The following is a 12,809-nucleotide window of genomic DNA, read 5'->3' as shown; positions in this document are numbered from 1 at the left end:
TATCTATCCTTGTCGAATAATGTTACCTGTTTGAATATCTCTGATTTGAGATGGCTGTAATCTATTACCTGTTTCGCCTGCTAAAATCGGAAAATTTTGGCCAAATTGTTTGGCTACTTCGATGGCTGTTTTACAAGGAGAATAACTCGATAAATTAGCACTGGTTGAAACTATCGGTTTGCCATAAAGATCACATAGTTTACGAGCTAAAGGGTGATTGGTGACTCGTACTGCTACAGTGTTGAATTTGCCGGTCAAAAAATAAGGTGTTTTTTTATTTTTAGGAAAAATCCAAGTAATAGGACCGGGCCAGTTAGTAAATGCTAACTGTTTTTGTTCATTGGTAATAGCTAATTCATCTATATAGGGGATCAATTGTTGGTAATGGCTGGCAATTAAAATTAAGCCTTTATCTACTGAACGCTGTTTTAGTTGTAACAATTTTAATACGGCTGATTCACAATCAGGATCACACCCTAGACCGAAAACGGCCTCGGTAGGGTAAGCAATCACTTCACCATTTTTTAAATAATTATTGATTTCCGATAGCGTTAATAAATTAGCCATAAATTTGAATACGAGCTGAGTACAATTGAGATTTATATTAAACTTAGGTTTTAAGTTTTGCAAATTTGCATGATTCATGCTTTTTATAAAACTGGGTAGTTTTAGCATTATGCCTATGGTCATTCCCAGTTTATTTGTGGAAAATGGTTAGTTGTAAGTTCAACAACTTGTTGCATATTGATAATTTTAAGCCTTGAATCAATAATTTTGCTTATTCCTCGGGCTTCTATATCGCTGTTGATGACGTAACAGTGTTTAGTTTTTTTTATAATATCATTTAATAATGGATTATTTTGTATAGCCAGAATAACGCCATTTTGCCAGAACAATACAACATCTTGATCTGATATTAATTGTAGATTTATGGCTGATTGGTTTGCTGTTGATATAGTATGTAGCATTATTTTCACTTTTTATACTGAAACGTAGAGTTACCTGAAACTTTTTTACAAAATCAAGCTCATTTTAGTTAGTACATCTTTGATGTTATTAGTATATAATAAGAACTATTTATTGAGCAAAGAATTCATCATGAAACCAGTTATTTTAAGCAATGAGCAACAAACGATTTTGTTTGGTAGTAAACTTGCCAAACTATGTTTAAACTATTTGTCCAAGCATGATGATACAATTGTTATCTATTTAATTGGCGATCTTGGTGCAGGTAAAACAACTTTTAGTCGTGGTTTTTTGCAACAATTAGGTCATGTAGGTAACGTAAAAAGTCCAACTTATACATTAGTTGAACCCTACCAATTTGCTAATTTTTTAGTTTATCATTTTGATTTATATAGGCTTTGTGATCCAGAAGAGTTAGAGTTTATGGGGATTCGTGAATATTTTTCTTCACGATCAATTTGTTTGATTGAGTGGCCACAGCAAGCAAATGGGATTTTGCCAAGTGCTGATCTTGAAGTTAATTTGACTTATTTGGCGCTTGAACGTACTGCTTGCGTTCAGGCTATAAGCGAAAAAGGTCACGAGATTATTAATCTATCATAATTGAAATAAACAATATAAAGACAATGAAAAAACTATTCACTTTTTTTATCTTATTAATACTTTGTAGTTCTGCCTATGCAGCTAAAGTTGTGATTGCCGTTGATGCGGGGCATGGTGGTAAAGATTCCGGCGCAATAGGGAAAAATAAGTTATATGAAAAAACAGTTACTCTTTCTATTGCTAAAAAACTTACCAAGTTACTAAATAAAGATCCTAATTTTAAAGGGGTATTAACCCGTAGCAGTGATAATTTTATTTCTGTTTCGCAACGTTCTGAAATAGCTAGAAAAAATAAAGCTAATTTGTTAGTTTCCATTCACGCTGATGCTGCGCCAAATCGGAATGCAACGGGTGCCTCGATCTGGGTATTGTCAACTAAGCGAGCTGACACAGAACTTGGTCGTTGGCTTGAACAAGATGAAAAACAGTCACAATTACTTGGCGGGGCGGGTGATGCGCTTAGTGATGATCATGATCCTCATTTAAGTCAAGCTGTATTAGATCTCCAATTTTCTTATTCTCAACGAGTGGGGTATGAGTTAGCAAAACAAGTATTAAAAGAAATGAAAGGGATAACAAAGCTACATAAATCTGCTCCAGAACATGCAAGCTTAGGGGTATTACGTTCACCAGATATTCCATCAATTTTAGTTGAAGTTGGTTTTATCTCTAACGAAGGTGAAGAACGCTTACTAAGTAGTAATGCTCATCAAAATAAGATTGCTAAAGCTATCTATCAAGGTATAAAAAATTACGTTAAACAAAATCCAAAGTTTGGAGAACAGCATTAATGGCAATTCATATTCTTTCTCCTCAATTAGCAAATCAAATTGCTGCTGGTGAGGTGGTAGAACGACCAGCATCAGTCATTAAAGAGTTGGTTGAAAATAGCCTTGATGCGGGCAGTAGTCAAATTGATATTGATCTTGAGCAAGGCGGCTGTAAATTAATTCGTATTAGAGATAATGGTTGCGGTATTGCTAAAGATGAATTAGCACTGGCGCTTGCTCGTCATGCGACAAGTAAAATCAGCAAGTTAGATGATTTAGATTCTATTATTAGCCTTGGATTTCGTGGTGAGGCGCTGGCGAGTATAAGTTCAGTTGCAAGATTGACATTAACTTCACGCACAGCAGAACAAACTGAAGCTTGGCAAGTTTATGCTGAAGGGCGAGATATGGAACCGGTGATTAAACCTGCTGCACATCCTGTTGGCTCGACTGTTGAAGTACTTGATTTGTTTTACAATACTCCTGCAAGACGCCGTTTTTTAAAAACAGAAAAAACCGAATTTATGCATATTGAGGAATTTGTTCGGCGTATTGCGCTTGCACGTCCTGATGTTACTTTTAATTTGCAGCATAATGGTAAACTTGTTAAGCAGTACCGTTCATCTACCCTTGAAAAAAGGGTAGAATTGGTATGTGGACGAGTATTTATGCAAAAAGCAGTCAAATTAGATTGGCAACATGATGATTTGTTCATTCAAGGTTGGGTAACAAGTAGTGAAGTTAGTAATTTGCAATATTTTTATGTTAATGGTCGAGTTATCAAAGATAAATTACTTAATCATGCATTGCGACAAGCCTATATAAGACGTGCGAATGAACAGCAAAGTTATGTGGTGTTTTTACAAATTGATCCAAAACAAGTTGATGTTAATGTTCACCCTGCTAAACATGAAGTCCGTTTTCATGGGGCAAGATTGGTTCATGATTTCGTTTATCAAGCTATAGTTATGGCTCTTGAATCGGATTTATCTGCAATAGATGAAAAAGTAACAATAACACCTAATCGGCAAGCAGCTGGAGAAAATATATTTAATCAAAAGACGATTTCTAAGCCTTATCAAGCTAGTAACCAATTACCTCAAAAACCTAGTAATTATGCTAAAGAAAATGCGTTGTATGGTCAGTTAGTTTGCGTTGACTCTCCTTCTCAAAATATTGCACAACTTGAGCCTAAAAAGCCATTTTTATCGGTAGAAGAAAATGAAATAACTGAACCACAAAAAGCGGTTATTGAATCATTATTTCCTAAACGATATTCACCATTGCAATCACTACAACAGCAGATTGACAATTCATCATTAGTGACATTTGGACGGGTGTTAACTATTATTCAACCTGATATTGCATTGCTTGAAAAAAATGAAGATAATCAACAAAAATTAATGTTGATGAAGTTGCCTATTGCTCAGCAAAAAGTCGTTGCGATTAAATTATTGTCACAAGATTCTGAAAAATTGCTTATCCCATTAACAATTTCAGTTAATAATAAAGAGCAGCAAGTTCTTTCTTCTTATCAGCCGCAGCTAAATTTTTTAGGTTTTGATTTTTATGTTGATAAAGCAAAGTTGTATTTGCAAAATGTTCCTAAAATGTTGCGCACTATCAATTGGCAACAATTATTGCCGGCTTTAATTGCTTTTATTTCTGAGTCAAAAAATGAAGTTTTAGATCCAACACAAATAGCGGCTTGGCTAGCTAATCAATATGATGATAGTGTTACGATGAACTGGAGTGTAGTAAAAGCCATTCAGTTACTAGCTCAATTAGAACAAGTGGATATTAATCTGTTACAACAAGATTCATTTTTATACCCAATTGACATGCAATCTTTAACTCAATCGATTTATCATGAATAAACCAAAAATTATTTCGTTAATGGGGCCAACAGCATCTGGTAAAACAGCATTTGCTATGGCGCTTTATGATCGTTATCCTATTGATATTATTAGTGTCGATTCAGCTCTAATTTATCGTGGTATGGACATTGGTACTGCAAAACCGACTAAAGAAGAGCAACAAAAGTATCCACATAAATTGATTGATATTTGTGATCCTGCAAAAAGTTATTCGGCAGCTAATTTTAGACATGATGCTATTGTGGAAATTGAAAAAACACTAAAAAAAGGACGAATTCCATTGTTGGTTGGTGGGACAATGCTCTATTTTAAGGCTTTAATTGAAGGACTTTCACCGCTTCCTGCTGCTAATAGAGAAATTCGTGAGCAAATAGAGGAAAAAGCCAATAAATTAGGTTGGCAAGCGATTTACGAAGATCTAAAAAAAGTCGATCCAATTTCAGCTGAACGAATTCATCCTAACGATCCTCAGCGGCTTAATCGTGCTTTAGAGGTTTATTTAATTTCAGGAAAAAGTCTAACTGAACTTATACAAGAAAGTGGCCAAGTATTACCATACGATGTTATGCAATTTGCTATTATGCCGCAAGATAGGTCGCAATTACATGAACGTATTGAACAACGATTTTTACAAATGTTGGATCAAGGATTTGAAAATGAAGTTAGAGCACTTATGCAGCGATCGGATTTACATTTAAATTTACCTTCTATGCGTTGTGTTGGATATCGTCAAATGTGGGAGTATTTAAATGGCAATACAAGTTATGATGAAATGGTTTTTAAAGGAATTTGCGCTACTCGTCAATTAGCTAAACGACAAATAACATGGCTTCGTGGTTGGAAGCAACCTATAACATGGTTAAACAATGATAATATGGATACAATTTTCCGAAACGTATTCTAAGCGATAATTTTTATAGTGGTCTAATAATATACAATTATAAGTTCTTTAGTAGTTAAAATTATGTGTATTATTGTCAGTATTTAGTATTTTGTTTACCTTTTTAGTTTAAATTTATTAAAAATTTAGTTATTTGTGCATTAATTATAGTTGATTGGTTCAAGAGAATCGCTTTTTGTGTTATTTTGGTAGATACTAAAGATGTATCTGAAAATAGTATGTAAAAATACATTAATTATTTATAAATGTATTTATTTTATCTTAATATAATTATTTTTTTAAAGGATAAACTCATGTCAAAAGGGCAGTCATTACAAGATCCTTATTTAAATTTGCTTCGTCGAGAGCACATTCCTGTCTCAATCTATTTAGTTAATGGTATTAAGTTACAAGGGCAAATTGAATCATTTGATCAATTTGTGATTTTGTTAAAAAATACTGTAAGCCAAATGGTATATAAACATGCCATCTCGACAGTCGTACCATCTAGACCTATTTCTGGATTGGTATCTCAAGCCGAAGAGGAAAGCGAAAGCTGAATTTCAGTGGAGAATCTGATTGTTTGAGAGATATAAAGGCGGTGAATCTGCCTTATTAGTCCATGTATTTTTCCCTCAAGAGAGCAATATCGAGGATCTTAAAGAGTTTGAAATTTTGGTTTCTTCGGCTCAAATAGATATTCTCGATATTGTAACAACCTCAAGAAAAGCACCTCAAACCAAATATTTTGTAGGTGAAGGTAAGGCTCAAGAAATAGCAGAAAAAGTTAAACAGCTCAATGCTTCTGTTATTTTAGTAAATCATTCATTAACTCCCTCCCAAGAACGTAATCTAGAGCAATTGTGCAAATGTCGTGTTGTTGATAGAACCGGATTGATTCTTGATATTTTTGCTCAAAGAGCCAGAACACATGAAGGTAAATTACAGGTCGAGTTAGCACAGTTAAAACATCTTTCGACTCGTTTAGTTAGAGGTTGGACGCATTTAGAACGTCAAAAAGGTGGGATAGGTTTACGTGGTCCAGGTGAAACTCAATTAGAAACTGATAGAAGGTTGATTCGTCAACGGATTCAATTAATTTTATCAAGACTTGCTAAAGTTGAAAAACAGCGAAATCAAAATCGTCAATCACGAAATAAAGCAGATCTATCAACAGTCTCTTTTGTTGGCTACACGAATGCAGGTAAATCAACATTATTTAATGCGTTAACAAATGCTGATGTATATGCTGCTAATCAGTTATTTGCTACACTCGATCCAACACTTCGTCGAATTATTGTTGATGATGTAGGTGAAGTTGTTTTAGCTGACACGGTTGGTTTTATTCGCCATTTGCCACATGATTTAATCGCGGCTTTTAAAGCAACGTTATTAGAAACTCAACAAGCTGCATTGTTATTACATGTTGTTGATGCAGCAGATCCTAATTTATTAGATAATATGCATGCTGTTGATGAAGTTTTGCACGAAATTGATGCGCACGAACTTCCAACATTACTTGTTATGAATAAAATCGACTTGATAGAAGGCAAACAACCAAGTATTGATAGAGATGAAAACGGTATACCAATTCGTGTTTGGATTTCAGCGCAAAATAGTTTAGGATTAGATCAATTATTTATCGCTTTAAAAGAAAGGCTAGCTAAGCAAATACAAGTTTGCCACTTAAACTTACCTGCTTATTTAGCAAGATTAAGAAGTCGTTTATATCAGTTAAATGCGGTAGAAAATGAATTTATTAATGAGGATGGTAGTTTTCATCTAGATGTGAGAATTCCCTCTATAGAATGGAATCGCCTCTGTAAACAAGAACCAGATCTGTTATACTTGATCAATAAGCAAAATAACAACTAATTATCAAATGGAGCATATACAATATGGCGTGGAATCAGCCCGGCAATAACGGACAAGATAACGACCCATGGGGGAATAATAAAAAAAAGCCAACTAATCATTCATCTGATGGTTTATTTGATAAAGTTAAAAAATTATTAAAAAAAAATAATTTCGGTAATAATAATGGTTCCTCTGGAATTAAATTGCCGATGAGTACAACTAAAATTATCATATCTATAATTGCTTTACTTGTTCTAGTTTGGGCAGGAAGTGGATTTTATACCATTAACCAAAATCAACGTGGTGTAATTACTCGCTTCGGTCAAGTTCAATCTGAAATCATTCAACCAGGACTAAATTGGAAGCCAACTTTAATCGATAAAGTGTATATTGTTGATACACAGGGTATTCGAAATTTTAACGAAAAGGGACTTATTGTTACAGCTGGTGAAAATTTGGTTTTTGTTGATATAAATGTGCAATATAGTGTCAGCGATCCTTTAAAATATTTATTTAATGTCACTAATGTAGAAGATAGTTTGCGCCAAGCTGCCGATAGCGCCCTTAGAACGGTAGTGGCAAGTTCAAATATTGATGCGATAATCTCTGATGAACGTTCAGCTCTAGAACGTAGCACTAAAGATGAGTTAGTCAATATCATTAGTCCCTATGATATGGGTATTAATGTTATTAATTTGAATTTTCAAGTTGCTCGTCTACCAGATGAAGTGAAAGGCGCTTACAATGATACGCTTCATGTTCAAGACGATAGTGAGCGAGAAATTAAACAAGCTGAAGCTGATAAGGTGAAGAAAATTCAGCAGGCAGAAGAACGTTCAGCAGGAATTTTAGCTGATGCTAATGCTTATAAGGTTAGAGTAGAACTTGAAGCTGCTGGTGATGTGGCTAGTTTTGAAAAAATCTTACCACAATATAAAGTAGCACCAGAAATTACTAAAGAACATTTATATATTGAAACTATGGAAAGAGTATTAACCAAAAACAATAAGATTATAGTGAATGATAAAAGTGGAAATTTGATGGTGTTACCGTTAGAAGCACTATTAAAAAATAAGAGTGAAAAAAATTCTCAAATAATGACGTTATCAAACCAAAATAGTGAATATAATTCTAATATGCTGAGCTCGTCTGAAACAGTAAAAGAGCAGCCTCAACCAATACCGGAATTATTAAAAGAAAATAACAAAAACACTAATACCACTAATAACACCATTAAAGTTGGCGAGACTACGCGGACTCCACGGTTTATGGGAAGATAAGGAGAAAAGCATGCGCAAATTATTGATTCCTATAGTATTGATTTTGATTGGTGTATTTTTTTCTAGCGCTTATGTTATTGAAGAAGGTACTCGTGGAATAGTTTTACGGTTTAATAAAATTATAGGATTATCTGAACCTGGATTACATTTTAAATTTCCAGGAATGGATAATGTAAAAATTGTTGATGCTAAAATCAAAACAACAAATAGTTCTAATAATGTCGGTCAAGAACAAGAATATAGAACACGTGAAAATAAAGATTTAGTTGTTGATTATTTCGTACAATGGAAGATTGTTGATTTTGATCGATACTATGAAACTATTGCTGGTGGTAATAGTATTGATAACTTGCTGATTGCTCGATTAAATGGCTGTTTGAGAGCAGAAATTGAAAAATTAAATATCATTGATATTGTTAATGATCCAAATAATAGCTCTCATAATTCTATAGTGACGCGTGTAAAGAACGCTTTAAATAGTACATCTCAGGAATTGGTTAAAAGTGATTCGATTGAAAAGCACGTTAATAGAGATGAAAAAGCTTTAGAGGATAATCAAGCGAGTATGAGGTCGTTCGGTATTGAAATTATTGATGTCCGCTTAAAGAAAGTTAATTTTCCTCAAGAAATGTTTAATTCTATTTATAGCAAAATGAAAACAGACCGAAAAAATGTTGTCCAAAATCAACATGTTCAAGGTATTAAAAGAGTTGATGAAATACGAGCAGAGACTATTCTAGAAGTAACCAAAATATTGTCTGAAGCTGAAAGTCAGTCTCGCTCTATCCGTGGTGAGGGTGATGCAAATGCAATCAAACTTTATGTCGATGCTTTTGGTAAAGATATAGAGTTTTTTAGCTTTATACGTAGGCTAAAAACTTATGAAAGAAGCTTTATAGGAAATGATGTTATAGTTATTAGTCCTGAAAGCGAATTTTTTAAATATATGAAATTAAAATCTAATAATTAGCTGAATGAGTAAATAGTTTATGAGTAATAATGTTGTTGTGCTAGGTACACAATGGGGTGATGAAGGCAAAGGTAAAGTTGTTGATTTACTCACGGAAAAAGCAAAGTATGTTGTTCGTTATCAAGGCGGGCATAATGCAGGTCATACATTAGTTATTAATGGTGAAAAAACAGTATTACACTTAATTCCATCAGGAATTTTACGTAATGATGTTATTAGCATTATTGCTAATGGTGTAGTACTTTGTCCTGATGCTTTGATGAAAGAGATGAAAGAGTTAGAAAATAGTGGTATTCCTGTTAGGGAAAGACTCCTTATCTCTGAATCATGTCCTCTAATTTTGCCTTACCATATTGCATTAGATCAAGCTCGAGAAAAAGCTCGTGGCAATAAAGCTATTGGAACAACAGGGCGTGGTATTGGTCCTGCTTATGAGGATAAAGTTGCTCGCCGTGGACTTCGAGTTGGTGATTTACGTGATCGTCAAGCTTTTGCTGAAAAACTAAAAGATGTGATGGAATATCATAATTTCCAATTAATCAATTATTACAAAACCGAAGCTGTAGATTATCAAAAAGTTTTAGATGCTACATTAGCTATAGCTGATATTTTAGTTGCTATGATTGCCGATATTCCTGCGCTTTTAGAAGATGCACGAAGAAAAGGCGAAAGAATTATGTTCGAAGGTGCACAAGGTACATTACTTGATATCGATCATGGTACTTATCCTTTTGTAACTTCTTCTAATACTACTGCTGGTGGTGTGGCAACGGGATCTGGTTTTGGTCCACGTTACGTTGGCTATGTGTTAGGTATTGTTAAAGCTTACTCTACGCGTGTTGGTGCAGGCCCATTCCCTACCGAGCTATTTGACGAAGTTGGTGAATATCTTTGCAAACAAGGTAATGAATTTGGTGCAACAACTGGTCGTCGTCGTCGCACTGGATGGCTTGATGCTGTTGCTGTGCGTAAAGCGGTACAACTTAATTCTGTTTCAGGATTTTGTTTAACTAAACTTGATGTGTTAGATGGGCTTAAAGAAGTAAAAATTTGTGTCGGTTACCAATTACCAAATGGTGATATTATCAAAAATGCTCCAGCTGCCGCTGAAGAGTGGAGCTTAGTTAAACCTGTTTATGAAACTATGCCAGGTTGGAGCGAATCAACTTTTGGTATTAAAAGCTATGATGCACTGCCACAAGCAGCAAAAGCTTATATCAAAAGAATTAAAGAGTTAACCGAAACACCAATTGATATTATTTCAACAGGTCCGGATCGCAATGAAACCATTATTTTACGTGATCCTTATCAAGCATAATATTGATTAGAAAATCGGGATAATTTTCCCGATTTTTTATTTTTTGAGATATAACGATTAACTGTGTATGAGGGAATTATGGCTAAATTAGGTACTCCTTTATCACCGACTGCAACTAAAGTATTACTTTGTGGTGCAGGAGAGTTAGCTAAAGAAGTGGCGATTGAATTACAACGTTTTGGCTGTGAAGTTATTGCAGTTGATCGCTATGCTAATGCGCCAGCAATGCAAGTAGCTCATCGGTATCGTACTGTTAATATGCTTGATGGGGATGCTCTAAGAAAAGTCATTGAAATGGAAAATCCCGATTATATTGTTCCAGAAATTGAAGCTATTGCCACATCTACACTAGTTGAGTTGGAAAAAGAAGGATTTACTGTTATTCCAACAGCAAAAGCAACGCAATTAACAATGAATCGTGAGGGGATTCGCCGTCTTGCTGCAGAAGAATTAAAACTACCCACTTCATCTTATCGTTTCGCCGAAAACGAATTTGAATATGAACAAATGGTAAAAGAGATAGGTTTTCCATGTTTGGTTAAGCCAGTTATGAGCTCTTCGGGTAAAGGTCAATCTTTATTGCGTAGTGAAGCAGATATTAAATCTTCATGGATATATGCTCAAGAGGGAGGGCGCTCTGGTGGGGGTAAAGTAATCATAGAAGGTTTTGTTGATTTTGATTACGAGATTACTTTGCTGACTGTTCGGCATATTAACGGAGTTTCATTCTGCGAACCAATTGGCCATCGTCAAGAAAAAGGTGATTATCGAGAATCTTGGCAACCTCAGCAGATGCCTGAAAAAGCATTGAAACAAGCGAAAAATATTGCAACTAAAATAACAGAAGCATTAGGTGGGCGAGGGGTATTTGGTGTTGAATTATTTGTTAAAGGGGAGCAAGTATGGTTTAGTGAAGTATCACCTCGCCCCCATGATACCGGTATGGTGACATTAATTTCACAAAACCTATCTGAGTTTGCATTACATGCTAGGGCAATATTAGGATTGCCAATTCCAATTATAGAACAATATGGTGCCTGTGCATCATCTGTCTTATTAATAGAAGGTAACTCCAAACAAATAACTTTTGCTAATATTGATAAAGCATTAAGCGAACCGCAAACTGATTTACGTTTATTTGGTAAACCAGAAGTAAAAGGAACAAGAAGAATGGGTGTTGCGTTAGCTAGAGCATCGACAGTTAAAGAGGCTACTAATAAAGCAATTAATGTGACAAAACAACTAAAAATAACCCTATAACGCCTAAATTTGCGTAAAAAGCAGCCAATCAATACAAAAAAATAAAAAAATCTAAAAATAGGGGTTGACGTTCACAAGTGAAGTCAGTAGTATACGCAACCCTTGAGACAGAGAACTAAGTCAACGAAAAGTTGATGAGGAATATAAGCTGTCAGCTCTTTAAAAAGAAGAAACAGACAATCTGTGTGGGCACTTGCGAGACAAAAGATTAAAGTCTACGGACTAAAAAATTAAGTCTTGATAAGTGACACTGAAGATTCATTTGAATATGTCAGAGACAGTTATTGAGCATCAAACTTTAAATTGAAGAGTTTGATCATGGCTCAGATTGAACGCTGGCGGCAGGCTTAACACATGCAAGTCGAACGGTAACATGAGTGCTTGCACTTGATGACGAGTGGCGGACGGGTGAGTAAGGTATGGGGATCTGCCGAATGGAGGGGGACAACAGTTGGAAACGACTGCTAATACCGCATAAAGTTGAGAGACCAAAGCGTGGGACCTACGGGCCATGCGCCATTTGATGAACCCATATGGGATTAGCTAGTTGGTGGGGTAAAGGCTCACCAAGGCGACGATCTCTAGCTGGTCTGAGAGGATGACCAGCCACACTGGAACTGAGACACGGTCCAGACTCCTACGGGAGGCAGCAGTGGGGAATATTGCACAATGGGGGGAACCCTGATGCAGCCATGCCGCGTGTATGAAGAAGGCCTTCGGGTTGTAAAGTACTTTCGGTGATGAGGAAGGTGATGTATCTAACAGGTGCATTAATTGACGTTAATCACAGAAGAAGCACCGGCTAACTCCGTGCCAGCAGCCGCGGTAATACGGAGGGTGCGAGCGTTAATCGGAATGACTGGGCGTAAAGGGCATGTAGGCGGATAATTAAGTTAGGTGTGAAAGCCCTGGGCTCAACCTAGGAATTGCACTTAAAACTGGTTAACTAGAGTATTGTAGAGGAAGGTAGAATTCCACGTGTAGCGGTGAAATGCGTAGAGATGTGGAGGAATACCGGTGGCGAAGGC

General features: G+C 35.5%; 11 protein-coding genes, 1 rRNA gene and 1 pseudogene. 11 read left to right on the top strand and 2 right to left on the bottom strand.

All coding sequences use genetic code 11. The features are described 5' to 3' along the window. Nucleotides 1-3: 3 nt before the first annotated feature. Together A9G43_RS04470 and tusB are read right to left on the bottom strand one after the other, a co-directional pair. On the bottom strand, nt 4-567 hold the full coding sequence (locus A9G43_RS04470; protein WP_065607118.1) for a Sua5/YciO/YrdC/YwlC family protein: 564 nt from the start codon (nt 565-567) through the stop codon (nt 4-6). 119 nt (nt 568-686) lie between these two features. Further along, nucleotides 687-968 carry a sulfurtransferase complex subunit TusB gene (gene tusB / locus A9G43_RS04465; protein WP_065607005.1) on the bottom strand — a complete coding sequence of 94 codons (282 nt, stop codon included), beginning with the start codon at nt 966-968 and terminating at the stop codon, nt 687-689. Between the two features lie 127 nt (nt 969-1,095). Between tusB and tsaE the strand changes: the two genes are divergently transcribed. The 11 genes and pseudogenes from tsaE to A9G43_RS04410 form a co-directional block, all read left to right on the top strand. Beyond that, on the top strand, nt 1,096-1,569 hold the full coding sequence (gene tsaE, locus A9G43_RS04460) for a tRNA (adenosine(37)-N6)-threonylcarbamoyltransferase complex ATPase subunit type 1 TsaE (protein WP_065607116.1): 474 nt from the start codon (nt 1,096-1,098) through the stop codon (nt 1,567-1,569). A gap of 65 nt (nt 1,570-1,634) precedes the next feature. Further along, nucleotides 1,635-2,339 (top strand): annotated as a pseudogene (locus A9G43_RS04455) (N-acetylmuramoyl-L-alanine amidase); the annotation flags it as partial. Nucleotides 2,340-2,359: 20 nt separating this feature from the next. Beyond that, a complete protein-coding gene (mutL, locus tag A9G43_RS04450; protein ID WP_065607001.1) occupies nt 2,360-4,216 on the top strand; it encodes a DNA mismatch repair endonuclease MutL in 1,857 nt (618 codons plus the stop codon). Continuing rightward, a complete protein-coding gene (gene miaA, locus A9G43_RS04445) occupies nt 4,209-5,120 on the top strand; it encodes a tRNA (adenosine(37)-N6)-dimethylallyltransferase MiaA (protein WP_065606999.1) in 912 nt (303 codons plus the stop codon). Before mutL ends, miaA begins: the two co-directional genes overlap by 8 nt. A 290-nt stretch (nt 5,121-5,410) precedes the next feature. Continuing rightward, nucleotides 5,411-5,656, top strand: a complete 246-nt coding sequence (gene hfq, locus A9G43_RS04440; protein WP_034911910.1) for an RNA chaperone Hfq — start codon at nt 5,411-5,413, stop codon at nt 5,654-5,656. Nucleotides 5,657-5,675: 19 nt separating this feature from the next. Then, entirely contained in the window at nt 5,676-6,971 is a 1,296-nt protein-coding gene (gene hflX / locus A9G43_RS04435) for a ribosome rescue GTPase HflX (RefSeq protein ID WP_065606997.1), read from the top strand. 23 nt (nt 6,972-6,994) lie between these two features. Beyond that, the gene (gene hflK / locus A9G43_RS04430; protein ID WP_065606995.1) at nt 6,995-8,233 is read left to right on the top strand and encodes an FtsH protease activity modulator HflK; all 1,239 of its coding nucleotides are present in this window, start codon (nt 6,995-6,997) and stop codon (nt 8,231-8,233) included. Nucleotides 8,234-8,243: 10 nt separating this feature from the next. Next, complete coding sequence (gene hflC / locus A9G43_RS04425; RefSeq protein ID WP_065606993.1) at nt 8,244-9,203, top strand: protease modulator HflC; 960 nt, start codon at nt 8,244-8,246, stop codon at nt 9,201-9,203. Between the two features lie 19 nt (nt 9,204-9,222). Further along, nucleotides 9,223-10,521, top strand: a complete 1,299-nt coding sequence (locus A9G43_RS04420; RefSeq protein ID WP_065606991.1) for an adenylosuccinate synthase — start codon at nt 9,223-9,225, stop codon at nt 10,519-10,521. A 78-nt stretch (nt 10,522-10,599) separates the two neighbouring features. Beyond that, on the top strand, nt 10,600-11,781 hold the full coding sequence (gene purT / locus A9G43_RS04415) for a formate-dependent phosphoribosylglycinamide formyltransferase (RefSeq protein ID WP_065606988.1): 1,182 nt from the start codon (nt 10,600-10,602) through the stop codon (nt 11,779-11,781). 300 nt (nt 11,782-12,081) lie between these two features. Then, nucleotides 12,082-12,809, top strand: a 16S ribosomal RNA gene (locus tag A9G43_RS04410); the annotation flags it as partial.

It is taken from the genome of Gilliamella sp. Occ3-1 (assembly GCF_001690655.1).
Lineage (GTDB): Bacteria > Pseudomonadota > Gammaproteobacteria > Enterobacterales > Orbaceae > Gilliamella > Gilliamella apicola_P.
This window is presented reverse-complemented; position numbering and strand designations above follow the sequence as displayed.

Coding starts and splice junctions, on each gene's coding strand:
- A9G43_RS04470 (WP_065607118.1), bottom strand. CDS start 567: ATGGCTAATTTATTAACGCTATCGGAAATCAATAATTATTTAAAAAAT.
- purT (WP_065606988.1), top strand. CDS start 10,600: ATGGCTAAATTAGGTACTCCTTTATCACCGACTGCAACTAAAGTATTA.
- mutL (WP_065607001.1), top strand. CDS start 2,360: ATGGCAATTCATATTCTTTCTCCTCAATTAGCAAATCAAATTGCTGCT.
- hflK (WP_065606995.1), top strand. CDS start 6,995: ATGGCGTGGAATCAGCCCGGCAATAACGGACAAGATAACGACCCATGG.
- A9G43_RS04420 (WP_065606991.1), top strand. CDS start 9,223: ATGAGTAATAATGTTGTTGTGCTAGGTACACAATGGGGTGATGAAGGC.
- hfq (WP_034911910.1), top strand. CDS start 5,411: ATGTCAAAAGGGCAGTCATTACAAGATCCTTATTTAAATTTGCTTCGT.
- hflC (WP_065606993.1), top strand. CDS start 8,244: ATGCGCAAATTATTGATTCCTATAGTATTGATTTTGATTGGTGTATTT.
- tusB (WP_065607005.1), bottom strand. CDS start 968: ATGCTACATACTATATCAACAGCAAACCAATCAGCCATAAATCTACAA.
- miaA (WP_065606999.1), top strand. CDS start 4,209: ATGAATAAACCAAAAATTATTTCGTTAATGGGGCCAACAGCATCTGGT.